Genomic DNA, 23,901 nt, shown 5'->3' on the forward strand with positions numbered 1-23,901 from the left:
TAAGCAAATGATTTTGACGAAATAAGTGTGGAGTATTCAGGAATTCCATCATGTTCGTCACGCCCCGGATGGATCGCCCCGATGCCTTGGCCCGTCGATCTCGACCGGCTCGCCGTCTCGAAGTTGAACGGCTCGAGGCTCGCACGGCTCTCTCGGGCGGATTGGCGGCGATGGACTTGAACCAGGCGAAAGTCGAACCCGCGCTCGTCAATATTGTGGCGGCGATTTGGACGGCGCAGAGGGCCGGCGTCGACGTGTCGGCCGACGCGATCCTCGCAGCCAGCCGCACCGGAATGCTGAAATCCCCCTATGTCGATGACTTTGTGAAGATTTATTCGAGCCTCCTCCCCCTCGCCTCGGAGTCGCTCACCGGCCTGGCGGGGGCGATGGCCGTCCTGGGCCAGGCGTATCAAGCCGGTGTCCCGATCTCGGTGCTGCTCGACAACACCGCGTCGGCGATCGGCTCACCCCTCGCGGATATTCCCCCCGAAGTGATCCCTATGGGGGTCGCGGCGGCCGTCGCGGCGCAGAAGGCCGGCGTCGCATTGCCGCCGATGGTCGCCGGCTTCAACGGGACGGTCGCGGGAAGCCAGATCGGAGCCTGGGTCTCCGCCGCCATCGGCCAACTCAGTGCGCTCACGGGTGGCGGCGGATCCACTTCCAACGCATCCGCGGCGCCCCCTTTTCTGATCACTCTTGGCGAATTTGTCTTGAGTAATATTGATAATATTTATTTGAATTCAATGAAGTATAGAGAGAATGCATCAGCGCCGATGGGGCCTCGGCCTGACGGAACCGCCTCCAACGGCCTCGCGTCGATCTTCAACTTGATGATGGCCATGATCCGGGAGTCTCAGGATAACGGATGGGGGAGCGTGGACGGGATGTCCTCCGTGGTTGTCGGCGGGAGTGGCCCTGTCCTTACGCGAGGGCTAGCCTCCTGGAGCGACGAACTTCGGAGTTCGGTCGGCAACCCCGATGAGCTCTTCCCTTTGGGCAGCCCTGAGGAGCCGTTCTCCTTGGGCCACTCCGATGAGTCGGTCCCCTTGGGCAACCTCGATGCGCCGGTTCCCACTGCGTCGATCACGGCCGGGGAGATCCCCCTGGACATCGTCTTGAGTGACCTTGGATTGCCGACTCAGGGCGTCTCGATCGGCCTCGAGCAGATGGCTGAGTTGATCGCTCTCGAGGATTCCTCACTTGCCTTGGTCGGGACGCTCTGGACCGTGCCTTCGGATTCTCGGGCGGAGCCGGCCCATGAACGCGACCCCTCGGATGAGCAGGCGGAGCCGGCCATGTCCTCGGCCTTACCGCCGTCGTCGGTCTTCGTCCTCGGCCTGGACGAGGCGTTCGAACGTAGCCGAGACGCTTGCGGGCCGATTTTCTCCGACCGCGCGGCGGATCTGGGTGAGGAGCGGCTCGAAGGGCGATGCCCCATCATCCCGACCGCGACGAGGATACAGTGGCCGGACGAGGACGAGGGGGTGTCTCCGGACGTCGGCGCGACGGCCGTCGCTGGGTCGACGCTTTCACTGGAGGGACCCTCTCAAGCGGGGCTCTCAGCGGGTGAAGAGCTGGATGCCCTGATCGAGCGGGGGGTGCAATCGGTCTTGGCCGCGTCGGCCTCGGCGCTGATCGTCGGCTGGTTCTGGGTCAGACGCCAACGACGGCGGCTGGCGGGGATCGGTCGCACGGATCCTCACCGCGGTGTGGGGGAGCATTCCCCAGAAGAAAGCCCCTGACCGTTGGCATGTGCGTAGGAACCGTGGTCGCAAGCGATCGGCCCGTTCATCCCTCGGCCGCGCCCTCGAGCCGAGCGATCACCTCTCTGAGCAACTTCTGGACTCGGTGCTTGGACACGAAGACGGACGCGACCGGGATGCCGAGCCGCTGTGAGGCCTCAGCGCCGGAGTGGCCCTCGAAGGTCGTCAGGCGAAAGGCCTCCCACGTCGCGGTCGCCACCCGCTTGCGTACGCTCGCCATCGCCAGTTCCAGAAGCTCACGGTCGAAGAGTTCGTCGATACGCTTTTCCAGGTCGACGCGGTCCTCGAGGGACTCCAGGAGCGGAGTCGGCCTGTCTCCGACGGCCCGACATCGGCGCGCGATGAGGTCGCTCAGGGCATGGGAGGTGATCTTCTTCAGCCAGGCACGGAAGCGCCGCGACGGGTCGTACCGGAAGCTCGCCATCTTCTGCGTGAGGATCGCAATCACGTCCTGAGCAACGTCTTCCGCGTCCGCCTCTTGCAGGCCGCGCTCACGGCACCAGCCGTAGATCTTCGGCTGGTAGCGCAGCACGAAACGATCCCATGCCCTGGCGTCTTTGGGCTGTCGCCGAAGCCTCTCCATCAACGTCGGGGAGGTCTGGGAGTCCGTGCTGCTCGACATCCTGTCACCTCCGGCCCAGGCTCGGTCGGCGGCGATCTCGATGCGGTCTCCGACAACATCGAATCGACGCTCATCATAAGCTCGCCTGAGATTATACGACGACCGACCGTCGTATCAAGGCGGGGCAGTGAGCCGCCCGTCTGGTCGAGCTTCTATTGAGCGAGTGTGAGAGTCTGTCTCGGAAGGCCAGGTTTCACCGGGAAATGAAGGACGTTTGGGGTGCCACGGGTTCCGTACTCGGACCCCGTGCGAAACAGGCCAAGGCATTCCCGCATGGGGTCCGAGTATGGAACCGCAGGGCCCCCGGAAGATCCGCAAACACTCCGGTGCAATCAGCCCGGAAGTCCGAAGGAAAGCGAGTCCATCGAGAGCTTGAAAAGGACAGGTCCGGGCCGAACTCATTGCCCACTTACAGAGGGTGAGGTAGTCGGGCCAGCCTACTGCGCCGGAAGCCGACATTGTATAATATAACTCGCGGACACCCATCCGGAGGAGCGCACATGGCTGTGGTCGACCTGTTTGTCTCGCTGCGCGACTGGCGTTCTTCGCTGTACCGGGGTGAGCCGGGTGTCGTCGGCCGGTTCCTGGACGGGATCGACGCGACACTCTCGCCCGGCTGGGTTCGCGACGGTGAGTACGAGCGAACCCGCTTGCGGCCGGACCACATCCGCTGCTACAGGTTCGACCGGGCGGGGGATGCGGCGTTGCGGGTGTGGCTCCAGCGCGTGACGGCAACCCGAGTGCGCGGCGGCCCGGTCCAGGTGCTCCGCCATCCGCCCTCGGGCGATGCAGGGCGGATCGGTCCGTTGGTCGCCGAGTTCGCTGGCGGCTGCGTGCTGCCCGCCGCCAGTGCGGTTGGCGTCCGCTACACGCGGCCGGCGTTCGGCCCGCGAAGCGCCATTACCCCTGCCGCCGAAATGCTGTTTACCCGGCTCGCGGACACGGCCGACGGGGAGTGGCCACTTACAGACCGGGTACAAGGGTTGTGGGACGAGCTTGTCGCCGGCTGCCTGGCCGAGCAGGTTGCCATCGACCGGGCCGAATTGAGCCGGTGGCTTGCGGACAGCGGTTGGGAGCAGGAGACCGTCACGGCACTCACCGACCGGTTTTTCGCGGACTCCGAGTGGCTGGCCAAGCGGCTGGCCGTCATGGCCCCATGACCACCCTTGCCCAAGCCGCGGCAGACTTGATCGGGACCCCCCGGCCAATCCTCTTCCTGGATACCTGCACGTTGCTCGATATTGTCCGGGCACCGCTGCGCGACCTAACCGTGGCGGTCCAAGCGGGCGTCGAGCTCCGGACGCTGGCGGCGAACCGGAGGTTCGGCTATTCGTTCAGGACATCGTGCATGCCGAGTGGGCCGACAACCTGCCGGCCGCGCGGCGGGATGGCGAGAACGGCGTCCGGGCATTCACCGCGACCTGGCAAATCGCCGCCGACCTCGGGCTGTCGGCCCCGCCCCTTCCGGTACTCCCCCCCGGCACCTTGATCGACGAGCTTGAACAGTTGTCGCGCGACCTGTTGAGTGCAGCCGACACACTCGACCGGGATTACACCGGCATGTCCTGGGCGATCGACCGCGTGGCGGCCAAGCAGAAGCCGTCGTCGGCGAAGGGGACGGTGAAAGACTGTCACATCCTTGGCCACGCCCTTCGGCTCAGCACCCTGCTGGTGGCCGCCGGATATCCTCACTCGCGGCTGCTGGTCAGCTCGAACCGGTCGGACTTTGCTGCCCCGAACGCGACCGTGTTCCACCCGGACATCGTCCCCGATGCCGCCGCCGCCGGATTGCGGTATGCCATCTCTCTGGAGGCGGCTGTTGCCGACCTCCGGGTGGCCGGTGAGATTCTGTGAATGTAAAAAACATTTGCTTGTCTGTTCAATGCGATGGACGGGCCTCATCCAACCGGTAAAGGTGGAGCCGTCATCTGAATCCCCGACCTGCGTCTTTAAGAGCGTGAAACTTCACCCCCGGGTCGTCGGAGCAACGACCTTGTGGGCGAGGCGGGAACGTCGATACCATGTCGCCAAGGTGACATGTTCGAAGGCCCTGTTCGACATCAACGATGTCTATGCGAAGGATCACCGAACTCGATGCCCTGAGACCCATCTGGGCGATCCTGATCCTCTTGGCGCACGCGACGGAGGCCTCTTGGTTTCACGGCTGGTCGCGGGTCGACCTGTTCTTCGTGCTGTCCGGGTTCGTGCTCACCTACAAAATGGTCGTCGAGAACGACGAGTCCAGGCTTCGACTCTCGGATTTCTTCCGGGAACGATTCCTCCGCCTGCTGCCGGCCTACTACGTGCTTTTGATCGTCGTCTTCGCGGCGGACGGTTCCCGATGGGACACCGACCATCTCTTCGGCCTGCTGAGGGCCGCGACCTTCACGGCCAACGCGCCCTTGTATTGGTCGAATACGTACCCCATACGTTATTCGAACTTGATCATTCACGCGTGGTCGCTCGAAGTCGAAGTGCTCTTCTGCTGTTTATGGCCGGTCGTGATTCGCGTGTTCGGTCGCGCGGGGGTCATGATCTTGGCCGTCATCCTGCTGATCGACTCGGTGTACTGCCGCGCGAGCGGTCTTCACCCCTGGACCTTCGTGGCCCGGTCTGACGGGTTGGCCCTGGGGTCGCTCCTGGCACTGGTCCTCTCTCGGCCAGGGCCGATCGATCGGCGGCGGGTCGGTCGCTGGTCGATCGCGGCAGGGCTGCTCGGCCTGGGTTATCTCGTCTGGTTCAGGTTCTGGTCCGAGAGAATGACACGTTCCTTCGACCGCCCCCTCGAGATCTGGCAGTCGCTCGCCGTCCTGGCGACGAACTTGTCTTACGCCGCGCTCATCGGGATGATTGCCACCCATGCTGGGCATCCCTCCATGGGACTTTTGCGGACGCGATGGTTGAACGGCCTCGGTCGGATCAGCTATGGGATTTATTTGTACTCGTTCGTCGCGATCGCGTTGGCGGGTGAGGCCCTGGGCCAAGGCCCGACCACAAGGGGCTGGCGGACGGCCTGGTTAGCCATGACGCTCGCGATCGTCATGGCTGGGCTCACACGCTGGCTTGTGGAACGACCGCTGTGGACGCTCGCGCGTCGGCCGGTCAAACCGCTGGCCCTGGGACCCGTGGCGAATGCTCGAAGGCCTCTCGCGAATCCGCTGCTCAATCGCCCCAGCGGTTCTGAAGGCGAGTAGGGGACGGGAACCCGAACTTACCGCGTCGAACGCCAGTCCGGCAGGCCCTGCTTCATGCGCCGGGTGGCCGTTGCCGGGCTGAACGCTTCGGGGTCGAAGCGACCGCCGATCCAGCTTTTCATCTCCTTGTGGTTTTCGTGGTGCGGGTCGCCGATGGCTTCGAGGAAGTCGGCGTAGCCCCAGACGCCGCCCACGTCGTCGGGCGGGCAGGCGCGGGCCCCTTCCAGGCAGAGGGGGTACTGCTTCTTGGGTTCGGCCGGCAGGCGGCCTTCGAACAGGATCTCATGTTCCCAACTGTCTCCGAAGTCGTACTCGTAGCCGAACCGGAACGGTTTGCCGTTCGCGGGTAGGATCGCGCTCAGCATCGTTGTGGTGGAGTCGGTATAGTGGGGATCGTCGTAAGGACTTTGGCCGACGAGCATCGGGCCGCCATAGTATTTGCCGTTGATGATAAAGTGGTGCATGTGGGAGTTCGTCCAGCCCATCGCCGTCTGGATGTGCTCGTGGAGCCTGTCGAGGGTGCAGTCGGCCACCTGGATTCGCCTCCAGATCGGGGGTTCCACGTTGAGGAGCGTCAGCTTCAGTTGGTAGACTTCGCCGACGACCTTGCCTGAACGCGAGGGGGTCGACTTGGCCTCCCCCGCGCTGGTGGGGTTCACCCATTTCACCGCAGGTTCCGACGCCGGGTACCAACCCCACTCCGACTTGATCCCCATCTCGGCCCGCACGTGGTAATAGAGCGCGTTACTGATGGTCCCGGCGTGCCCCGACTTGGTCCATCCCTGGTTGATTTGATCGGGCTCGAGATTGGGATTCTTCCCCAGGACCTTGCGAAGATAATCGGACTTGGTCTCTTTCTTCGCACTCTTCTTCGGTGCCATGACTCACTCCTGTGTCTGTCGAGGATTTCTGCCGGACGAGTCGAGGGTTAATCGTTCGCGTCGCGATAGGTGAGCAGCAGGCGGTCGGCCACGACCTCGCCTTCGAGCGACTGCCCGCCCATCTGGAACCGCCGGAGCATGGATCGACCGCAGTGGACCCGAGCTTCTTGTTCGAAGAGGCCGTCGGGGGCGGCGAGCGTGCAAATCTTTTCCCCCGACCGCTTCGTCCCGTCGAGGCTGAGGGCCACCTTCACGCCCCGCGATTTGCATTCGCCGATGACCTGGAACAGCCGTACCAGGCTAAACGACTGGGCGCCGTAGAGGATGGTCTGGGTGTCCGTGTAGGGCGGGTCGCAGTAGACGAGGTCTCCCGCCTTGGCCATGCTCATGGCTTCCTCGAAGTCGGCGAGTAGGAACGTGGTCCCGGCGGTTCGGTGCGACCACTCCCGGACGCGCTGGGCGAACGTGGCGGTCGGGATCGGCGTGTGGACCCCGCAACGTGTGGACATGTGGCCGTCTCCCTTGCGGAAGCGAACGACCCCGCCGTAGCAAGACCGACAGAGGAAGAGCAGGTCGGCCGCGTTGGGACCTGCATTGTAGGACGCCTTGATCTTCTCGTACTGGGCGACCTTCTCCCCGCTCATCATGAGCGCTCGCCGTTCGGTGTACCACTGCAAGAGCGTCTCCGGGGACCGGTGCAGGGTCTGCCAGATCTCGGTCAGCGGCCGGAACAGGTCGGAGCCGATGGCATGGGCCGGGGCCAGGGTGGCGAGTACGCTCGCGCTCCCCAGGAACGGCTCGTAATAGGTGCCGTATCGCGGCGGGAAGTAAGAAACGATGTGATGCGCGAACCGCTGCTTGTTGCCGATCCATTTGAGCAGTTGGCTCTTGAATGGCGGGACACGCCATGACTCAGGTTCCTCAAACACGCCAAGCGGCATGGTTGCACCCATTGGGAGTCGTGGTGTCTTTTTCTCCTGGAGGAGTGAGTGCCATTGTAGCGTTCGGGGGCGAAACGTCGAAAGGCGTCCCGGCCTGGTTGGTGAGGTGAAGGGAGAGCTTCGTGCCTTTACGAATGGAGTGAAGGTGATGTCCTCAGCCAGGGGCGGCGGAGCGACCGGCCGAATCCGGAACCCCCCTGGCAGGTGCCGGGGAGAAGAGTGAAGAGGCTTGCGTCGCTGTCTTCGAGGAGTTGCAGCCCGATTGCAGGTTCGGCCGCCGCACGTTGCCCCTCCGTCCCACCGACGATCTTCACATCGATCCGGAGGACCTGGAAGACCTGGCGAATCACATCTCATGTCGCACAGGTCGGTCGCTTGGATGATTGCGCCAAGAACCCGCTCTTCGGGAACGTCAAGACGGTCGCGGACCTGGTCCTGTTCTTCGTGAATCAGCTCTAACGAGTCGCCTGAATGAGCACTGCGTGTGCCCCTAAAGACTCGATTTCTTTGTTCGTGTTGCTTTTTGTATCCCTTGTGATTTTTTTCGATAGGGATGTCATTGGCGTCGATACTGTTGGGAGTAAAGTATGGATGTTCTGTAGTGTTGCTCGTGGGTGGGGTTTGTATTTGGAATTTCGTCGGAACAGAGAATTCGCTCATTTCGTTTTTGCAAGGCGGGTTTCTTTGATCCGTGCCAAACGATTTTGTCTCGTTGGAGCCACATTCATGGGGCTGGGCTTGGTGTCGATTGCCTTGGTTGGTTGGCTGCTCATCGGGTGATGAGCCGCTCGTGCAAACGGAGGCTCAGAAACAGGCTGAGCAGCAGGAGATTCGGGATCAGACTGCAGACAACGATGCAGCCTCGCAGGCTGGGACAACCAGACAGCAGCGCGGTAGTATCATGCCTCCTTGATTGATCTTGCCACATCATTCGTATTCATCGTCTTTTTCTGAAACACGGTCGTTTTATCTGTGCGAAAGGATGCGGACATGATGGCACGAGCTCCATCTTCCCGGTTCGGTTTCACGTTGATCGAACTGCTTGTCGGCATCGCGATCATTGCGGTTCTGATCGCCCTTCTGCTTCCCGCAGTTCAGACTGCTCGCGAAGTGGCGCGCAGGTCCCAGTGCATCAATAATCTGAAACAGATGGGGTTGGCCGCCAACACTTATCAATCGGCCAATCAGAGCTACCCATTGCGGAATGCCACGAATACTCTCGGCAATAGTTTCGGGGTGATTGCACCGAGTTCGTGGGGCAACTTCAGCGGACAGGCCATGATGCTCCCTTACCTGGAGCAGTTGGCGATTTTCAACGCATGTAACTTCAATTTGAACCCGAGCCCTGGCTTCCATCCCGGCGGTCCGATGAACACGTCCGCCCTCAACGCCAGGATTTCGACGTTCCTCTGCCCGTCGGATGGTCTGACCATCTCCACCGGTGCGGGGATCCGACAGAACAACTATCACGGGTCCATGGGCACGACGACTGACCCGTGGTATGCCGGTGGTGTTACCGGTATTTTCGCACATAAGATCTCTTATGATGTTTCCGCCGTACTGGACGGTACGTCAAATACGATCATGTGGTCGGAAGCGTTGGTAGGCAGCAACAACCCGCGCGTCTACAAGCGGACGGCGGTTGGTGGAACCGGCACGTCGCATATCAACAACATGCTCAATCCGGTTGTTTCCTCCAGCGAGTCTCAGGTACTCAGCTCGAACGTACTGAGCGGCCTTGCGGCATGCAACGAGGTATGGGCCCGTGCAGCGAGGACTGCGACTGGTACGGCCTCCAACCGTGGCCAATTCTGGGGAATTGGCTCGCCCGGTTTCACGTTCTTCAACACCGTTGTTACACCGAATTCGAAGCAGTACCCATGGAGCGCGTGCCGAACCGACACGCACCCAGGATCCGACTATTCCAGCTTCATCAACGCCAACAGTAATCACCCTGGCGGAGTGAATGTGGGGTTCTGTGACGGAAGCGTCAAATTCATCAAGGACTCGATCAGCCCCCCCGTCTACTGGGCACTTGGTACCAAGGCCGGTGGGGAAGTCATCTCTTCCGATAGCTATTGAGTGTTACGAAACATGACTGTGCTGTGAATGCATTCACAGCCAATGATGCAACGCAATACCTCTGCCTCAAGCTCTCTTTTTACTGAGATCCCAGTGGGGTGTTTTTATGCAACCGATGTAACGAACGCAATTCACTCGATTGGCAGCGATGCCGACCGGACAAGCTCGTCCGCATCGCGACGGGGGAGCGTGAAAGCTGCACCCGTGGATAGGGCGGCGAATGGGATTGTTTGATCCGAAATGAGTGTGCTCATTGCTTGCGAGGATGATCACATCCGCGTTTGGGGCCTCGGCGCTCCTTAACTTCAGGCGCGGACCTCGTCAGGGATCTCGAGGCGGACGGCTCCGCGCCATGTCCGGGCGACGATGCGCGAGGCTTTATGTGTAAGGACGATGGCCCCGAAGGGTCCGAGCACCCAGGTGCCGGCTTCGGGGCGCAACGTGTGTGCCCACGATCAAGTCAGGGATGGCTCCCTGAGTCCATCCCAGGCGATGGGGGCTGATTCTGCTTTGCCCTGTTAGCAGATTCCGATGCCGGGAATAGGTCCCGGCACGGCATTGCCATTGCTCACCAACGGAAATCGAGGTTACTGGGGGGCCCGCTCCTCTTACGGGCTCGTTGTGGCGACGAAGTTGTCCGCCGCAAAATAGGCCGGGGGATTCACCCCGTAGGTTGGATCATTCCGTTTAAAACCGGCGGAGAGTCGCGAATGAAAGAGTCGTACGGGAAAGACCCAGCCAGTCATCCCGACCCCGAGTCATGCGTCGGCGACCGCGACCGCCTGCCGTAGCGAGTCGAGGCCGCTGTCGGCGAGGGTGCGGACGGTGAAGGTGCTGAGGACCGTGCGGTCCTCCAGCGGTTCGACCCCCAACCGGGAGGGGGTGCGACGGGTGTCAGGAACGGAGCGTGCGAACAGCGCGAAGGGGGATCGCAGCTAGAAGGACCGACGCATGGGATAGACTCCACAGGTGGATTGGTCTGCGGTACAACAAAAGTACATTGTTCCCGGCGCGCAGACCGTGCGCCGGGGCAGTGAGGGCTTGCTTGGCGCAAGGACCCACCGGCCGCCTTCGATCCTCAGACCGCGATCCCTTTACTTGAGGTGGCCGACGATCGTTTCCTGGACTCTTGAGATCCTTTGGAGAATCGTGGAGAGGGTGTCGTGCAGTTTGGAGAGTCGGTCCAACGACATTTGCAATCTCATAGCGGAAAACTCCAGGCCGCCGAGTCTGTCTGACCCGTTGTGCTCCGTCGTGCTCCCGAGCAGTGCGGCCGGGGTCGCGTCGCCGATCGTCATGACCGGATTGCCACTCGGGAGGCAGCGGCCATCGAGTGATTCGACCTGGGGGCGGAACGAGGGTGAGGACACGTTTGTCTCCTTCGTGTGTGTGGTCTGCAAGGCGCGCGCAGGAGCCCACGTCCGGCGCGCAGACCGTGCGCCGGGGCGGTGCCGGGCCGGTGGGGGGCTTGCTTGGCGGTAAGGACCCCACCGGCCGCTCTGCTTCCAGGATTGAGTTGTTCGGTGAAGACTTTCCCCAACTACCACCCGGCACTGCCGCCGGAGTAGGAGTCGTAGTAATTCCACTCGTAGTAGTTGGGCGGGTACCAGGCTGAGTCGTCATCCGCGATGTAGCCGTTCGCCTGGGCCACAACGATCTGGGCGTTGGCCGAAGCGCCGCTGAGGTTCACCAAGAATCGTTCGTCCCCCTCCGCCCTGAGGTCGCCGTTGACCACAACGGTGATGGTCTTGGTCATCTCACCGGGGGCGAACCTTAGCGTCCCGGCCGTGGCTACGTAATCCCCGTCGGCGGTCGTGGCGGTGTAATCTTGAGTGGCGAAGTTGACCGTCGCCTCCTGGTCATAGGGGGCGGCCATCATGACCGTGAAGGTCATCAGCGTCGTGCCCGCGTTCCCTTCCTCGACCACCGCAGTCCCGATGCTGAACCGCGGCTCGTTGTCCAGGATGGAAACTATCCCTTGCCCGTCACGGATGGTCGCGTTCTTGGCCCCGCGGAGCGAGATGGAAAACGTCTCGTCCTGCTCCGCCAGCCGGTCGCCCTTCACGGGCACCAGGATCGACTTGCTCGTTTGTCCGGGGGCGAACGTCAGTGTGCCCGACGTCGCAGCATAGTCGCTGCCCGCGACGGCGGAGCCGTTGGCGGTGCTATAGTTCACCGTCACCGTCGTGGAACTGGGCGCGGAGAGCCGCACTACTACCACCGCGTTCTGGGTGCCGGTGTTGCCCTCGAGAATGACGGCATCACTCACCGAGAGCGAAGCCGGGGCGATGCGATCTTCGAACGCCTCGCAGTCCAGAAGGCACGCGCGCGACTGACGCGGGGTCCGGGCCTTCGTGGTGTGTCGGGCCGGCATGCACCCGTGGCCCAGGGAGCTGAAGTGATCGCGGAACCACATGAGACTCTCCTTGCAATTACGGCCTGCGACACGGCAAGGGGACATCGTTCCCGGCGCGCAGGCCGTGCGCCGGGGCGGTGCCGGGCCGGTGGGGGGCTTGCTTGGCGGTAAGGACCCCACCGGCCACGTTTCGGAAGCCGGACCCGCGTTCGCGGATCTCTTATTTATTTCTGTGTCTCTTTGACACTCATCAAGTCGGCGGCCTCGGCCTGCACTGCCGGTTCATTCTTGAGCTTGGACTTCTCAACCCACTTGACGCCCTGGTCGTAGAACTTCCGAGCGCCGCCCTTGTCGCCCAACTTCCAGTGAGCCATCGCCAGATAGAACCAGGTGACTCCCGCCTCGCCCGGCCTCAGTTCCATCCCCCTGGACAAGGCGGCGACCGCGTTCTTCCAGTTTCCCACCCGGTAGTGGGCCACGCCGAGGGCGGCCTGGTGGAAGTCGTCGTCGGGGCTCAGATCGACCGCCCGTTGTGCCAGTTCAACGGCCCCGGCCGGGTCGCGGTGCTTGACCTCGCCACACGTCGCCAGGAGCCACGCGAGGTCGGCCAATCGCTCGGTGTTGTTTGGCTCCAGTTCGATGGCCCGCTTGTAGCTGGTGATGGCCTCACCCAACTCCCCCTGTGCCTGCAGCGTTACGCCCAACTCGTGGTACGCACGCGCGTATTTCGGGTCGAGTTTGATAGCCGTTCGGTGGGCTGTGACGGCCTCGTCCCATCGCTTCAGGCGCCTCAGGGCGATGCCCAGTTGGTTGTGGGCGCGAGCGTGGTTGGAGTCGAGTTCAATGACCCGCTTGAAACTGGTGACGGCGTCGACCAGTTTCCCCTGGCGGATCAGTTCATTGCCAAGGTTGAGATGAGCGCTGGTGTAGTTCCGGTTGAGTTCGATGGCCCGCCTGTAGCTCGTTACAGCCTCGTCCAGCTTCCTCTGTTCGGAATAGGCATTACCCAGGTTGTAGTGGGCGGTAGCGTAGTTCGGGTCGAGCGCGATAGTCCGCTTGAGGCTGGCGACGGCCTCGTCCAACTTGTCTTGCTTCGATAGCGCGACGCCCAGGTTGTAGTGGGCGGTAGCGTAGTTCGGATCGAGCGAGATAGCCCGCTTGAGGCTGGCAACGGCCTCCTCCAACTTGTCTTGCTTCGACAGCGCGACACCAAGGCTGATGTGGGGGACGGCGTCCTTCGGGTTGAGCTGGGTGGCCGTCTCGTAACACGCGACGGCCTCGGCCCACTTCCCCTGGTTGCCCAACTCGTTTCCAAGGTTCATGTGGGCCTTGGCAAATGTCGGATCGAGCGCGATCGCCTGGCGGTAACACGAGATCGCCTCGTCCAACTTCTTCTGAAGGGCCAAGGCGCGGCCGAGGTTGTAGTGGGCGGAGGCCGATTTTGAATCGAGTGCGATCGCCCGTCGGCCGCTCTCGACGGCTTCATCCAGCTTACCCTGGTCGCACAGCGCCCAGCCAAGGCCGGTGTGGGCGGGGGCTGAATTCGGATCGAGTGCGATCGCCGCGCGGAAACGAGCGTTGGCTTCCTCCAACTTCTGCTGCGCCATCAGCGCGCCGCCGAGGTTGCAGTGCGCAGGGACGTGTTTCGGATCGAGCGTAAGGGCCCGCTCATAGCTGGCTACAGCCTCCCCGAACTTCCCTTGAACCTTCAGGGCGATGCCGAGAACGTTGTGGGCGGCGGCGCTCTGCGGGCGGAGTGCCACCGCGGCGGTGGCAAACGCCACTGACGCGTCGCGGTGCGCGGGTCCGAGCTTCGAGAGAGCAATCGCCAGGTTGTAATTCACCCAGAAGTCGCCGAGATGTTGCCGCTGCGCCAGGCGCAGCGTCCCAACTTGCGCGTCCGCGAGGCCCGCTTGGCGCAACGCGCCTGCCAACACGCTGAGGCTGGTGGGCGGTTGTCGCGAAAGCTCTGGGGCGGCTGCCAACTCCCCCAGTGCGTTGCCATCCTTCCGACCTCGGGCCTCGCGCACCCGGTTACGCCACGGGTCGGGGTCAACGGTCTGGGCCAGGGCCGTCAGCCCCTCCCGGCCGGCCGGATCAATGTTTCCTCGGACACCCGCCCAGTCGTCCAGGGCGACGCCCATCGCCACGGCCACCCTGGGCCGCACGCGGATGCGCGCCGCCTTGTCCGCGGACAGTCCCGCCACATCGATGCCGTAGGCGCGAAAGGCCTCCTCGTACCTCTGATCCTGACGTTTCCAGTCGAAGGACCCGTCGACCGTTTCGCTTGCCAGTAGCCTGATCTCTTCGAGGTGAAGGGCGAAGTCTACGTCTCGCAGGAACAACCGCACGCTCTCGTTCAGGACGTCGCTCCCGGCGCCGGCCAACAGTCCCTCGGCCCGCTTGACCGCCGAGAGTGCCTCCGGCCACTTCTCTTGCTCCCGCCACCGTTCCGCTTCGTTCAGGGCGGTGGCGACTTTCGCCTGGATCGCCACCTCACGATCAGCCCGCTCGCGGGCCGTCTGCTGGGCGCGGGCCTCGCGGTCGCGCACCGCCCACCCGAGTGTTCCCGCCACGACCAGCACCGCCACGGCCAGCACAGCCGCAGTCGCCAGCGCCCGTTTGTTCCGCCGGGCGAACTTGCTGAACCGATATCGCGCCGACGGCGGGCACGCCTGTACCGTCTCGTCGGCCAGGTAACGCAGCAGGTCGGCCGCGAACCCGTTGGCCGTCTCGTACCGCTGCCCGCGGTCCTTCTCGAGGCACTTCATCACGATCCAGTCCAGCTCTCCCCGAACCAACCGCGTCAGCTTTCCCGACTCCATCTGCCGTTGCGCCGAGATCAACGCCAGCGCCTCACCCGAGTTGCTCAAGCGGGTGCTCGGCCAGGGCGGGTCCTCCACCTTGATCAGCCGGATGATCTCCGCGAATGCCATCTGCTTCATGCGCTTGTGGCTCAGCGGCGTGCTGCCGGTCAGCAGTTCGTACAGGAGCGCACCCAGCGAGTACACGTCGCTCCGCGTGTCCACCCCCAGGGCACTCATCTCTGCCTGCTCGGGCGACATGTACTCCAGGGTGCCGATCACCCCGCCGTGCTGGGTGAATAAGGTCTGATCCGTCAGCTTGTGCTCGGTCGCCTTGGCCACCCCGAAGTCGATGACTTTCGGCACCGGCCGGCCGTCATACAGGGTGACCATCACGTTGCTCGGCTTGACATCCCGGTGGATGATGCCCTTCTGGTGCGCGTGCTGGATCGCCTGGCACACCGGCACGAACAGCTCCAGACGCTGCCGCGGGGTCAGGTGGTTGTCGTCGCAGTACTTGGTGATCGGCACCCCGGTAAACAGTTCCATCACGAAGTAGGGGAGCCCGGTGCCCGTGGTGCCGCCGTCGAACACGCGGGCGATGTTGACGTGGTCCATCAGGGTCAGGGCCTGGCGCTCGGCCTCGAACCGGGCCACCACCTGCTTGGAGTCCATGCCCGGCTTGATCACTTTGAGTGCCACCCGCCGGCGCACCGGGTGCGTTTGCTCGGCCATGTACACCGTCCCCATGCCGCCCTCGCCGATCTGCTGCAACAGTTTGTACGGCCCGATGTGCGTACCGACTGTTTCCCGCGGGGCGACCGGGCCGGTTGCGCCGGGAGCGACGGCGGGCCGCTCCAGGAAGCTCTGCTCCTCGTCGTGCGCCCGCAGGAGGGCGTCCACGCGGGCGCGGAGGTCTGCATCCAACCCGCACACCTGGTCCAAGTACAGCCGACGGGTGTCCGGTCGGTCGATCTGCCGGGCCACCTGGAAAACCGCTTCTTCGTCGAATGCCGCCATGACGCACCCCCACCGGGGTTCACGCCCCGCTACCTACCAGTGCGAGAACGGGCGGGACGAAAGCCACGGGCAACGGGCTCAACATCGATGTTCACGCCCCGCTACCTACCAGTGCGAGAACGGGCGGGGGATTCCCCAACCCGAATCGGGAATTTTTTTGTCGGATCAGGCGGGCCGGTCACCCGGTCGGCCGTCGAGGGCGACCCGGAGCCACGACTTGGCATACGCCCAGTCGTTATCGGCGGTGGATGTCGAGATGCCGAGGACGTGTGCGGCCTGTTCGATGGTCAGGCCGGCGAAGAAACGGAGTTTGACCAGTTCAGCCTTGCGCGGGGCACTGCGGGCGAGGAGTTCCAACGCCTCGTCCAGGGCGATCAGGTCCAGGTCCGGTCCCGCGACTGCAGGCTCGACGTCGTCCAGGTCCACCCGCGGGTGATCGCCGCCGTGCTTGACGGCCTGCTTGCGCCGGGCCTGCTCGACCAGGATGCGGCGCATGGCCTCGGCGGCGGCGGCGAAGAAGTGCCCGCGGCTGTTCCAGTGCGGGCTGGCGTCAGCCCCGACCAGCCGGAGGTACGCCTCGTGGACCAGCGCGGTGGCCTGTAAAGTCTGGCCCGGTTGCTCCGCGGCCATCCGCGCAGCGGCGAGCTTCCGCAACTCGTCATAGACAAGCGGCAGCAATTCGGCGGCGGCTGTTGGATCGCCGGCCTCGACCGCAGCGAGGATCTGGGTGACGTCGCCCATGCCGCCAAGCATATCCCGGCGAAGCGCGAGCTGCGACCAAAAAACCGGCCTCACCCATCACCCAGCCACTGGAGCCACCGGACGCTTACGATCATTCTGCGAAGACCGGATACCGAACCGGAGCGTCGTGGAACCGGCCAGCGAGGAGAGATCCACCGTCTCCCAGGTATCGACGATCGTCCCGTTTGCAGGATTGGCACTGAGGTAGTCGGCCAAATAGAAATGAACCACTCCGACCAGGTTCCCGCTCGAATCGTCGCCCTGAATATCAAGGAGGAGGTCGTCCTCGCCATGGGTGTATCCGACGGCGTACGTGTCTGATCCGCCGGCGCCTCCTCCGGTTATCGCGCTATTCTAATCGAGATGTGCTGCTGTAATGATATCTGTCGTATTCGAGATCGAAAATCATTGTCAAACTTCATGTGATGAATTTTAATTGTTGTTGAATTTGTGGCCGTCGCTGAGAAAATACCCGGTCGGGCCGGCATCGTTGAGGTACGACTCTGAGGAAAAGCTGAAGGAGTCGAACGTCGTGGTGATGGGGCTTGCACCCGCCGTCGTGGCGAAGGACGCCAGAAGCAAGGTCCATCCTGGCTGAGATCGCAACCGAGCTTGCCCACGGTTTTGTTCGTCTTTGCGACCTGGCAGAAGGCCCAGACCGTGCCCGGCACGGTGCCGTTGCGGGTGTTGATGAGGGCGCTTTGGTCGAGGAAGTTATTGTGCCCAATCCACATGCCGAAATTGGCTTCGTGAGCCTCGCCAACCACGATGGTGTGAGTCGTCCCGCCCGTGAGAGTCGTGATCGAGTTGATCGGTTCCGAGACCGTCAGGGTGACTCCTCGATGGACTCCTGATTTGTCGCCCTGGTCCGAGTCGTCGTTTGGGCCGTCCGTTCCCGGGAAACAACGGACCGCCCTCTCTCTGTAGTTGCCGCAATAGTCGTTGCGACCGTAGATGGAGGGGCCGGTGATATTATCGCCGTTGGGCCGGGTGGGCGATGCGGTGATATTGGTGGGGCAAAGATCCAGGGAGAGAATCGTTCCGCAAGGCATTTGGAATGCTATTGGGGCTTGATCCGGTTCTGGCCCTGGCCCTGGCCCTGGCCCTGGTAAGATCAACGACAGCGAACGGACGTTCGTCGCGAGCAGGAACGCATTGTCTGATGCAGGGCAATCGAGTCAAAGGGTTTGATGATGGCTGAGTTGACCAATCTCTTCTCCGAGATTCCCGCCGACCTTCCGGAAGAGCTTTTCCAGACGCTTCTCCAAGGGGCCGGCTTCCGCATCGAGCGGATCGTCTCTTTGGGCCACGTCTCGCCCGAGGGCTTTTGGTACGACCAGGAATCGCACGAATGGGTGCTGCTCCTGACGGGGGCGGCTCGACTGACCTTGGAAGGGGAGCCGCCGATCGATCTCCGGCCGGGCGCGTTCGTCAATATTCCCGCTCGCAAGCGGCATCGCGTGGATTGGACCGACCCGGCGCAGCCAACGGTCTGGCTGGCGATCCACTACGAAGGAGCGGAATCGGCGCCCGCCCACTCCTGATCTGAGCCGGGAGCCAGACGCCGATCCCCAAAAGGCGAGAGGCGAGACTTATGCGCCGGACGATGGCTCGCGCCACTACACGACCCAGCCGACCGCTCTTCCTCACCTGGGACCGCGGGCACCCCGCCCGCGGTCCCAGGGGGGAGCAGGGATCGTCGGGGCTCCCCGAAGACTCACCAGGCGGCCGCATTCGCTGCGACGAATGCTTCGAACGTGCCGAGCGGGCGGCCGAGCAGCGCCGCGACGGTCGTGTCGGACGCGGCGCACTCCCCTTGGCGTGTCAGTGCGTAGAACCGCAGAACCCGCTCAACGTGGGGCGGGCTCAGTCCTCGGATTGCCAGGAGCCGCCGCGCGGAATCTTCGTCCAACGGGACGTAACGGATCTCCCGGCCGACCTGGCGCGCGATGAGCGCCGTGACCTCGTCGTGATCGAGCGAGCGGGGGCCGTTGACTTCAAAGCTTTGGTGGGCCAGGGTCGGGTCGATCAACGCCCGCACGAGGACCGCCGCGACGTCGTCGGCGTCGACATAGGCGACCTTGGCGTCGTCCAGGGGGAGGCTCAGCGTATTCCGGGTCACGATCTCGGTGCAGAGGGGAGGCGAGGCCAGCATCTGCATGAAGAAGTTCGGGCGAACGTGCGTCCAGGCCATTCCCGATCGCTCGACCAACGCTTCGACCTTGCGGAGGGAAAAGTCGGCCCGCTTCTCGGCTCCAAGCGCCGAGAGGACCACGACCCGGCCCACCCGCTGCCCGACCATCGCATCAATAAACGGTTCGGCATGGATGTGGGCCTCCTCATCGCCGGGTCGGGAAATCAGCATTACCGTGCTCACCCCCTCCAGCGCAGAGACGTGGGTTGCCGGCTCCAGCAAGTCGAAACGCCGAAAGTCGGGCCCCGCCGCATTCCGCCGCGACGCCCCCTTGACGACGTGCCCCAGGGACCTCATCGTTGCGAGTACGCGCCGACCCACCGTGCCGGTGGCCCCTAAAATCAAGTACGACTCGGACATCATCAACCTCCCCAACCCGTTCGCTTTTGCAACGGTAACGTTGCCGTTGCTATAGTGGTCATGAATCAAAAGTCAAATCAGCGAGCAGCGACGAAGCAGGCTTTTCTGACGGCTCTCGAAGGGGAGTTGGTTTCGGGAAGGGCGTTGACGGTGGAGGCGATCGCCGGTCGGGCGCAGGCGAACAAGGCGTTGGTCTATCGTTACTTCGGCGGTCTATCGGGTCTGCTGGCGGCTTATGCGGCCGATGACCAATTCATGCCCAGTGCGGCCGAATTGCGGGCGCTCTGCGACCCCAACCTCGACGCCTTGCCGCCTCGCGTTCGCTTCGCGCAGTGCGTGACGGCCTGCGTGGCGGCCCTGGCGAAGCGGCCCGCCACGGTGCAGATTCTGCTTCGGCTTCCGAGCTTCGACCCGCCGACCCTCGCCGCGCTTCGGGAGGGGCGAGCGCGTGGGATTGCGGACATCCGCCAGGCCTTCGGCGCGTCGGACTCTGGCCTCGGCTTCGATTCGGAGCTCGCGTTCAACCTGCTCATCGCGGGCGTTTGCCAGATCCTGGGGGCGCGTCGCCTGAGCTGGCTCCATGAGGAGACGGAACTTCCCGAGTTGGTCGCGTCCGTGTCCCGGACAGTTCGAGGGCTGCTCATCCCCCCTTCGGCCGGAAATGATAGGGAAGGGGAGGGCAGACAGCGCTGATCGATTTGGCGGAGGTCATCGTCGCGCCGGCTTGCCGGTTACGGCGTTTCGTCCTTGAGGCTCACAAGCAGCGCCTCGAGTTCCTGGCGTCGTGGCACCAGCTCGGAGCGGACGGCGTATTGGTTGAGCCCGTAAACGCCGGCAAAAACAATCACTTCTACGAAGGCCAACCCCGCCATGATGAGAGCCGTCCACCAACCGCCCGCCCGCGCCTGCCAGGCGACCTGGGCGAAGAAGGCCAGGATTGCAAGAGCAGGGGGGAGCAGGTACCACCAGAGCAGATGACGGAGCAGCCAAATCTGATGCTCCACCTGCGCGATGGAACGCTCGACACGCTGACGAAGCGGTTCGCCCGGCTCAGGCGGCTGCCGTGGATGACGCATCCGGTCCGCCAGCATGTACCCGGCAATCCAGACCAGCGCCGGCTGGAAGAAGCTGGAACTCTACGACGGAGCAAAGAAGCTGATGGAACTGACGAAAGGCCCCGCCGAGTTCACCATTCAGGATCTGCAACCGGGTTACCACGCATTCTCGGTACTCGGCACGGATGGCAACGGCGATGTCCGGCCGTCCAACCCTGTGCTGGTCGTCGTGCGGAAGCGACTTGCTTCATCCGACCCGGCTAAATAGGCATTCATCCTGTGGCATCGCGAGTGGCTTGCTGTGGCATCGCGAGTGGCTTGAACCGTCTAGCGAACCAGGCTGGGGGTGGTTCGCTAGACGGTTAATCAGCCTGGGATCCATCTCCGCCTGAGCCGCCAACTTCTTGAAACGGCCCGCGAATCCATGGTCCATGGCAACATCGCTTCCGAAAAGGATCGGAGACGGAAGCGAATCTTTCCGATCGTCGTCCTCCCGTTCAGCGGCGGGGTGCGAAGGCGTAAATCCGCAATGACAACGGGGTAAGGCTCCGCAGGATATCGAAATATCCCCGAATACCTTGCTCGCCGACCTTCCGAGGGAGGCTGAATAAGTGTCTCAGACGCTTGAGAGAATGGTCATGCAGAGAGGAGGACTTGCCAAGAGGGCCAATCCAAATTAGCATGCTCCCATTGAGACTGTGAACGCAGCACCATTGCAAGGAGGCATTCCGTGCGACCACTTTCAGGCATTTCCATAGCGATCCTCGTCATTTTCGCTGGGACTTCGGCCAATGCGGATTCGCTCTTCAACTCCAATCCTCAATTCACCGTAACCGATTTGGGGACGAGCTTTTCGTACCAGTATGGCCCTGACAGCAAGAGCATCCTGAGCGTGACGAACGGCGCGGGAAACGAGACCTATGCCTTCGATAAGTCGCCCGTCGAATACTCGTTATGGACCAGTTCCGGTTACGGCCTATCCGCTGTTCATACGTATAAGGCGGGGTCTTACCAAGCTTCCAATTCTACCTATACCAATAATGCGGTCGTGACCTCCAGCGTGGGGTGGACCAATGATAAACACCAGTTTCCGATCAATGATATTAATGTGAATGGTCAAGTTGTCGGGTCGATAGCCGGGAGTGCTCGCTTCACGTTGCCAGATCTACAGCACCACGTGATTCCGTCGCTGTCGGACAGTTCGGGCATGTATGCAGCAGATATGCTCGATATTTATATTCCTCCGGTGTCGGGCCTGTCCTGGCTCACGTCTGCCTTCCAAATCGATGATGTCGGACGAATCTTGGCCAGGGGCAACAATGAGCATGTCTATCTGCTTTCGCCGAACCCGGTCCCCGAACCGACGCCCTTGATGATGTTCACGACTCTCGCCGCTGCTTACGGCACCCTGTCGATTCGCCGCTCGTTTCGCCGTCAGGCCTGACCGAGTGGCCGGCTTGTGACGGGACGCTTTGCGAGGCTGTCGTTGTCCGTTCTCCGACTCTCCTCCTTCCGGGATGGATCTTGATGCTCCGCCGTGATCCCTTGATGGCGACACCGCTGGCCGGTTGACTAAGGCCTTGGGCGCCGCTCGCGTATGGCGGCGCTCGATGAGTTCGCCAAGGCGGAGCAAACCGTCCACCCAATCGCGGTGGGACTGGTCGAATCCGCCTTGGGCGTTCGCCATGTGGTCGACCGGATGCGTGTCCTGGGCTTGGGGAATGGGTTCACAGATCCTTCAGGTATTCGTGCACGAACTGAACGACCATCGCCCCTTCGCCGACGGCTGAAGCGACGCGCTTGACCGAGCCGGAGCGGACGTCGCCGGCCGCGAACACGCCTGGTCTGCTGGTTTCGAGCAGGAACGGATCGCGCGGGGCGACCCAACTCGGCGACTGCTTCAGGCTCGGGCCGGTGCGGACGAATCCGCGGGAGTCGGTTGCGATTGCGTTGGGCAGCCAGTCGGTCCACGGGACGGCGCCGATGAAGCTAAACAGCGCCGGCGTTTCTAGGGTCTTTGCTTCCCCCGTCTTGGTGTTTTCGACCTCGACGGTGGTCAGGTGGCTGTCGCCGTGCATCTGCCGCACCTCCGTGTTGCACAGCACCTCGACGTTGTCGGTCTGCTCGATGCGTCGGGCCAGGTAGCTCGACATGTTCTTGTAGAGGTTGTCGCCACGGATCAGGAGGAACACTTTGCGGGCCTGGCCGGCGAGGTAGACGACGGCCTGGCCGGCGGAGTTGCCACCCCCCACGACCATCACGTCCGCCCCCCGGCACAGTTGCGCCTCGTTGGGGGTTGCAGCGTAGTAGACGCCGCACCCCTCGAGCCGTTCGCATCCCTCGACGCCCAGCCGGCGGTAGTCGGCCCCGGAGGCGATCAGCAGGCACTTGGCGACGACCGACCCGCCGCCGTCGAGCTGGAGGACGGCGTACGCCTGGTCGAACGTCAGGCCGGTGACCGGTGTTGGGACTGACAGGAGGGCTCCGAATTTGTCAGCCTGGAGGACGGCCCGGTCGGTCAGCTCGCTGCCCGTCAGGCCGGTGGGGAAGCCGAGGTAGTTCTCGATCCGCATGCTCCGGCCGGCCTGGCCCCCGGGGGCCGCCCGCTCCAGGATTACCGTGTTCAGCCCCTCGGAGGCGCCGTAGACGGCTGCGGCTAGCCCCGCCGGCCCGGCCCCGACCACGGCCAGGTCGTACACCACCTGCTCGGGTGTTCGCCGGATACCGATGGTCTCCGCAAGTTTTCGGGTCGAAGGGTTGCGCAGCAGCAAGAGCCGGCCGCAGGCGACGACGGGGGTGTCGGACTCGGACACGCCGAACTGCTGGAGGAGCAGGTTGACCTGCGGGTTAGCTTCAAGGTCCAGCCAGGTGAAGAGGACCCGGTTCTGCGCCAGGAAGTCGCGGATCCGGAAGGTGTCCTGCGAGTAGCGCGAGCCGATCACGCGCAGGCCCGTGAAGTTCCCCGGCTCGCGGAGGAGTTGTCGCCGGGCGATGAACGCTTGCAGGATGATGTCGCTCAGGTCCGGGCATCGGCTGAGGATCTGCTTCAGGCCCTCGCTGGCGATCTCGTAGACCTCGCAATCGCCTCGGGCGACGGCGCTGACGACGGCCGGGTTGCCGGTCAGGTGCGACACGTCGCCGGTGAACCCCCCGGGCCTGTGGACCGTCAGGGTCTTCGCCGTCTCGCCGGATTCGTCGAGGATCTCGACCAGGCCGGACTTGATGACGAAGAACTTGAAGTTGCGGTCCCCGACCCGGAAGAGCATTTGCCCGTCCTGGAAGCGCTGGGCCGACGCCCCGGTGCAACGCCCCAACTTGGCGATCTGGGCCTCGTCGAGCGTGGGGAAGGCGATGTGGTGCAGGTCCTGCTCGGCCATGACACAAGCTCCTCGGGGTCAGGGACGATGCGTCGGCCGCCTCACCCTTTCAGGTACGGCAGGGCTTGCTCCGGCACGTCCTGCTCCGCCTGATCGACGTAGCACCAGGCCCACCGCTCGCCCGGTTCGAAGGATGCCACCACCGGGTGGTGCGTGTGGTGGAAGTGCTGGGTGGCGTGGCGGCCCGGCGAGCTGTCGCAGCAGCCAACGTGTCCGCAGGTCAGACAGAGACGAAGGTGGACCCAGGGCGTACCGTTCTTCAGGCATTCTTCGCACCCCTCCGGCGTGCGCGGGGGTACTGGGTCGATCCCGATTTCATGTTCGCAGATCATGGCAAAATTCCCCTCCCCAAAAAAAGCGTTGCCCCCTTGCGCAGGGCCGGCGTTTTCTGAGTGCCGCGGTCCGTCGCTCTGTACGCTGCGACGCAGGGTTTTCACCAAGATTGTCGTGCAAACTCTGGACCGTCCCCACCGAATTGACGTTGATGTGGCGGGTCCGTGCGTTGAGGACG

At 63.3% G+C, this 23,901-nt stretch carries 23 protein-coding genes; 10 read left to right on the forward strand and 13 right to left on the reverse strand.

The annotated features are described in order from the left end of the window. Positions 1-50 precede the first annotated feature (50 nt). Entirely contained in the window at positions 51-1,742 is a 1,692-nt protein-coding gene (locus SINAC_RS19740; protein ID WP_015247367.1) for a hypothetical protein, read from the forward strand. Positions 1,743-1,788: 46 nt separating this feature from the next. Here the strand turns inward: SINAC_RS19740 and SINAC_RS19745 are convergent, their stop codons facing one another. Then, positions 1,789-2,385, reverse strand: a complete 597-nt coding sequence (locus SINAC_RS19745; RefSeq protein ID WP_015247368.1) for an RNA polymerase sigma factor — start codon at positions 2,383-2,385, stop codon at positions 1,789-1,791. Between the two features lie 500 nt (positions 2,386-2,885). On the opposite strand from SINAC_RS19745, the gene SINAC_RS19750 reads away from it, so the two are divergent. The 3 genes from SINAC_RS19750 (at position 2,886) to SINAC_RS19760 (ending at position 5,579) form a co-directional block, all read left to right on the forward strand. Beyond that, positions 2,886-3,545 (forward strand): hypothetical protein, encoded by a 660-nt coding sequence (locus tag SINAC_RS19750; protein WP_015247369.1) that lies wholly within the window; start codon positions 2,886-2,888, stop codon positions 3,543-3,545. A 184-nt stretch (positions 3,546-3,729) separates the two neighbouring features. Next, positions 3,730-4,239, forward strand: coding sequence for a hypothetical protein (locus SINAC_RS19755; RefSeq protein WP_015247370.1), 510 nt, complete (start codon positions 3,730-3,732; stop codon positions 4,237-4,239). A 218-nt stretch (positions 4,240-4,457) separates the two neighbouring features. Then, positions 4,458-5,579: an acyltransferase family protein gene (locus tag SINAC_RS19760; protein WP_015247371.1), complete on the forward strand. Its 1,122-nt coding sequence runs from the start codon at positions 4,458-4,460 to the stop codon at positions 5,577-5,579. A gap of 17 nt (positions 5,580-5,596) precedes the next feature. Here SINAC_RS19760 and SINAC_RS19765 read toward each other — a convergent pair whose 3' ends face one another. The 3 genes from SINAC_RS19765 to SINAC_RS19775 all read right to left on the reverse strand — a co-directional run bounded on the left by SINAC_RS19765 (position 5,597) and on the right by SINAC_RS19775 (position 7,751). Continuing rightward, the gene (locus SINAC_RS19765; RefSeq protein ID WP_015247372.1) at positions 5,597-6,460 is read right to left on the reverse strand and encodes a plasmid pRiA4b ORF-3 family protein; all 864 of its coding nucleotides are present in this window, start codon (positions 6,458-6,460) and stop codon (positions 5,597-5,599) included. A gap of 47 nt (positions 6,461-6,507) precedes the next feature. Continuing rightward, complete coding sequence (locus tag SINAC_RS19770; protein WP_015247373.1) at positions 6,508-7,413, reverse strand: DNA adenine methylase; 906 nt, start codon at positions 7,411-7,413, stop codon at positions 6,508-6,510. A 116-nt stretch (positions 7,414-7,529) separates the two neighbouring features. Beyond that, entirely contained in the window at positions 7,530-7,751 is a 222-nt protein-coding gene (locus tag SINAC_RS19775) for a hypothetical protein (protein ID WP_020467384.1), read from the reverse strand. A 121-nt stretch (positions 7,752-7,872) separates the two neighbouring features. Between SINAC_RS19775 and SINAC_RS19780 the strand changes: the two genes are divergently transcribed. After that, a complete protein-coding gene (locus SINAC_RS19780) occupies positions 7,873-8,181 on the forward strand; it encodes a hypothetical protein (protein ID WP_020467385.1) in 309 nt (102 codons plus the stop codon). A 210-nt stretch (positions 8,182-8,391) separates the two neighbouring features. Next, a complete protein-coding gene (locus tag SINAC_RS19785; protein WP_015247375.1) occupies positions 8,392-9,483 on the forward strand; it encodes a DUF1559 domain-containing protein in 1,092 nt (363 codons plus the stop codon). 1,094 nt (positions 9,484-10,577) lie between these two features. On the opposite strand, the gene SINAC_RS19790 is transcribed toward SINAC_RS19785, so the two are convergent. The 5 genes from SINAC_RS19790 to SINAC_RS41255 all read right to left on the reverse strand — a co-directional run bounded on the left by SINAC_RS19790 (position 10,578) and on the right by SINAC_RS41255 (position 16,749). After that, entirely contained in the window at positions 10,578-10,853 is a 276-nt protein-coding gene (locus SINAC_RS19790) for a hypothetical protein (RefSeq protein WP_015247376.1), read from the reverse strand. Positions 10,854-11,023: 170 nt separating this feature from the next. Then, positions 11,024-11,899 (reverse strand): Calx-beta domain-containing protein, encoded by an 876-nt coding sequence (locus tag SINAC_RS19795; RefSeq protein WP_015247377.1) that lies wholly within the window; start codon positions 11,897-11,899, stop codon positions 11,024-11,026. 164 nt (positions 11,900-12,063) lie between these two features. After that, on the reverse strand, positions 12,064-15,663 hold the full coding sequence (locus SINAC_RS38065; RefSeq protein WP_015247378.1) for a serine/threonine-protein kinase: 3,600 nt from the start codon (positions 15,661-15,663) through the stop codon (positions 12,064-12,066). Positions 15,664-15,828: 165 nt separating this feature from the next. Continuing rightward, a complete protein-coding gene (locus tag SINAC_RS19805; protein ID WP_015247379.1) occupies positions 15,829-16,404 on the reverse strand; it encodes a sigma-70 family RNA polymerase sigma factor in 576 nt (191 codons plus the stop codon). Positions 16,405-16,461: 57 nt separating this feature from the next. Further along, complete coding sequence (locus SINAC_RS41255) at positions 16,462-16,749, reverse strand: DUF4465 domain-containing protein (protein WP_315850093.1); 288 nt, start codon at positions 16,747-16,749, stop codon at positions 16,462-16,464. Between the two features lie 845 nt (positions 16,750-17,594). On the opposite strand from SINAC_RS41255, the gene SINAC_RS19815 reads away from it, so the two are divergent. Next, positions 17,595-17,948, forward strand: coding sequence for a cupin domain-containing protein (locus tag SINAC_RS19815; protein ID WP_015247380.1), 354 nt, complete (start codon positions 17,595-17,597; stop codon positions 17,946-17,948). 173 nt (positions 17,949-18,121) lie between these two features. Here SINAC_RS19815 and SINAC_RS19820 read toward each other — a convergent pair whose 3' ends face one another. Beyond that, complete coding sequence (locus SINAC_RS19820) at positions 18,122-18,961, reverse strand: NAD(P)H-binding protein (protein ID WP_237722879.1); 840 nt, start codon at positions 18,959-18,961, stop codon at positions 18,122-18,124. A 57-nt stretch (positions 18,962-19,018) separates the two neighbouring features. On the opposite strand from SINAC_RS19820, the gene SINAC_RS19825 reads away from it, so the two are divergent. Next, positions 19,019-19,651 carry a TetR/AcrR family transcriptional regulator gene (locus SINAC_RS19825; protein WP_015247382.1) on the forward strand — a complete coding sequence of 211 codons (633 nt, stop codon included), beginning with the start codon at positions 19,019-19,021 and terminating at the stop codon, positions 19,649-19,651. 38 nt (positions 19,652-19,689) lie between these two features. On the opposite strand, the gene SINAC_RS19830 is transcribed toward SINAC_RS19825, so the two are convergent. Next, entirely contained in the window at positions 19,690-20,034 is a 345-nt protein-coding gene (locus SINAC_RS19830) for a hypothetical protein (protein ID WP_015247383.1), read from the reverse strand. A 13-nt stretch (positions 20,035-20,047) separates the two neighbouring features. Here SINAC_RS19830 and SINAC_RS19835 point away from each other — a divergent pair, with 13 nt between their 5' ends. Next, positions 20,048-20,281, forward strand: a complete 234-nt coding sequence (locus SINAC_RS19835) for a hypothetical protein (RefSeq protein WP_015247384.1) — start codon at positions 20,048-20,050, stop codon at positions 20,279-20,281. 462 nt (positions 20,282-20,743) lie between these two features. Beyond that, a complete protein-coding gene (locus tag SINAC_RS19840) occupies positions 20,744-21,457 on the forward strand; it encodes a hypothetical protein (protein WP_015247385.1) in 714 nt (237 codons plus the stop codon). Positions 21,458-21,740: 283 nt separating this feature from the next. Here the strand turns inward: SINAC_RS19840 and SINAC_RS19845 are convergent, their stop codons facing one another. Together SINAC_RS19845 and SINAC_RS19850 are read right to left on the reverse strand one after the other, a co-directional pair. Next, positions 21,741-23,390 (reverse strand): FAD-dependent oxidoreductase, encoded by a 1,650-nt coding sequence (locus tag SINAC_RS19845; protein ID WP_015247386.1) that lies wholly within the window; start codon positions 23,388-23,390, stop codon positions 21,741-21,743. 41 nt (positions 23,391-23,431) lie between these two features. Next, positions 23,432-23,722, reverse strand: coding sequence for a ubiquitin carboxyl-terminal hydrolase 14 (locus SINAC_RS19850; RefSeq protein WP_015247387.1), 291 nt, complete (start codon positions 23,720-23,722; stop codon positions 23,432-23,434). Between the last annotated feature and the right edge of the window lie 179 nt (positions 23,723-23,901).

The organism is Singulisphaera acidiphila DSM 18658 (assembly GCF_000242455.2).
In the GTDB taxonomy this organism is placed as follows: Bacteria; Planctomycetota; Planctomycetia; order Isosphaerales; family Isosphaeraceae; genus Singulisphaera; species Singulisphaera acidiphila.

Bases quoted from the DNA above. Each gene is read 5' to 3' on its own strand.
- SINAC_RS19740 (WP_015247367.1), top strand. From the start codon at position 51: ATGTTCGTCACGCCCCGGATGGATCGCCCCGATGCCTTGGCCCGTCGA.
- SINAC_RS19745 (WP_015247368.1), bottom strand. From the start codon at position 2,385: ATGTCGAGCAGCACGGACTCCCAGACCTCCCCGACGTTGATGGAGAGG.
- SINAC_RS19750 (WP_015247369.1), top strand. From the start codon at position 2,886: ATGGCTGTGGTCGACCTGTTTGTCTCGCTGCGCGACTGGCGTTCTTCG.
- SINAC_RS19760 (WP_015247371.1), top strand. From the start codon at position 4,458: ATGCGAAGGATCACCGAACTCGATGCCCTGAGACCCATCTGGGCGATC.
- SINAC_RS19765 (WP_015247372.1), bottom strand. From the start codon at position 6,460: ATGGCACCGAAGAAGAGTGCGAAGAAAGAGACCAAGTCCGATTATCTT.
- SINAC_RS19770 (WP_015247373.1), bottom strand. From the start codon at position 7,413: ATGGGTGCAACCATGCCGCTTGGCGTGTTTGAGGAACCTGAGTCATGG.
- SINAC_RS19780 (WP_020467385.1), top strand. From the start codon at position 7,873: ATGAGCACTGCGTGTGCCCCTAAAGACTCGATTTCTTTGTTCGTGTTG.
- SINAC_RS19785 (WP_015247375.1), top strand. From the start codon at position 8,392: ATGATGGCACGAGCTCCATCTTCCCGGTTCGGTTTCACGTTGATCGAA.
- SINAC_RS19795 (WP_015247377.1), bottom strand. From the start codon at position 11,899: ATGTGGTTCCGCGATCACTTCAGCTCCCTGGGCCACGGGTGCATGCCG.
- SINAC_RS38065 (WP_015247378.1), bottom strand. From the start codon at position 15,663: ATGGCGGCATTCGACGAAGAAGCGGTTTTCCAGGTGGCCCGGCAGATC.
- SINAC_RS19805 (WP_015247379.1), bottom strand. From the start codon at position 16,404: ATGGGCGACGTCACCCAGATCCTCGCTGCGGTCGAGGCCGGCGATCCA.
- SINAC_RS19815 (WP_015247380.1), top strand. From the start codon at position 17,595: ATGATGGCTGAGTTGACCAATCTCTTCTCCGAGATTCCCGCCGACCTT.
- SINAC_RS19820 (WP_237722879.1), bottom strand. From the start codon at position 18,961: ATGATGTCCGAGTCGTACTTGATTTTAGGGGCCACCGGCACGGTGGGT.
- SINAC_RS19825 (WP_015247382.1), top strand. From the start codon at position 19,019: ATGAATCAAAAGTCAAATCAGCGAGCAGCGACGAAGCAGGCTTTTCTG.
- SINAC_RS19830 (WP_015247383.1), bottom strand. From the start codon at position 20,034: ATGCGTCATCCACGGCAGCCGCCTGAGCCGGGCGAACCGCTTCGTCAG.
- SINAC_RS19835 (WP_015247384.1), top strand. From the start codon at position 20,048: ATGTACCCGGCAATCCAGACCAGCGCCGGCTGGAAGAAGCTGGAACTC.
- SINAC_RS19845 (WP_015247386.1), bottom strand. From the start codon at position 23,390: ATGGCCGAGCAGGACCTGCACCACATCGCCTTCCCCACGCTCGACGAG.
- SINAC_RS19850 (WP_015247387.1), bottom strand. From the start codon at position 23,722: ATGATCTGCGAACATGAAATCGGGATCGACCCAGTACCCCCGCGCACG.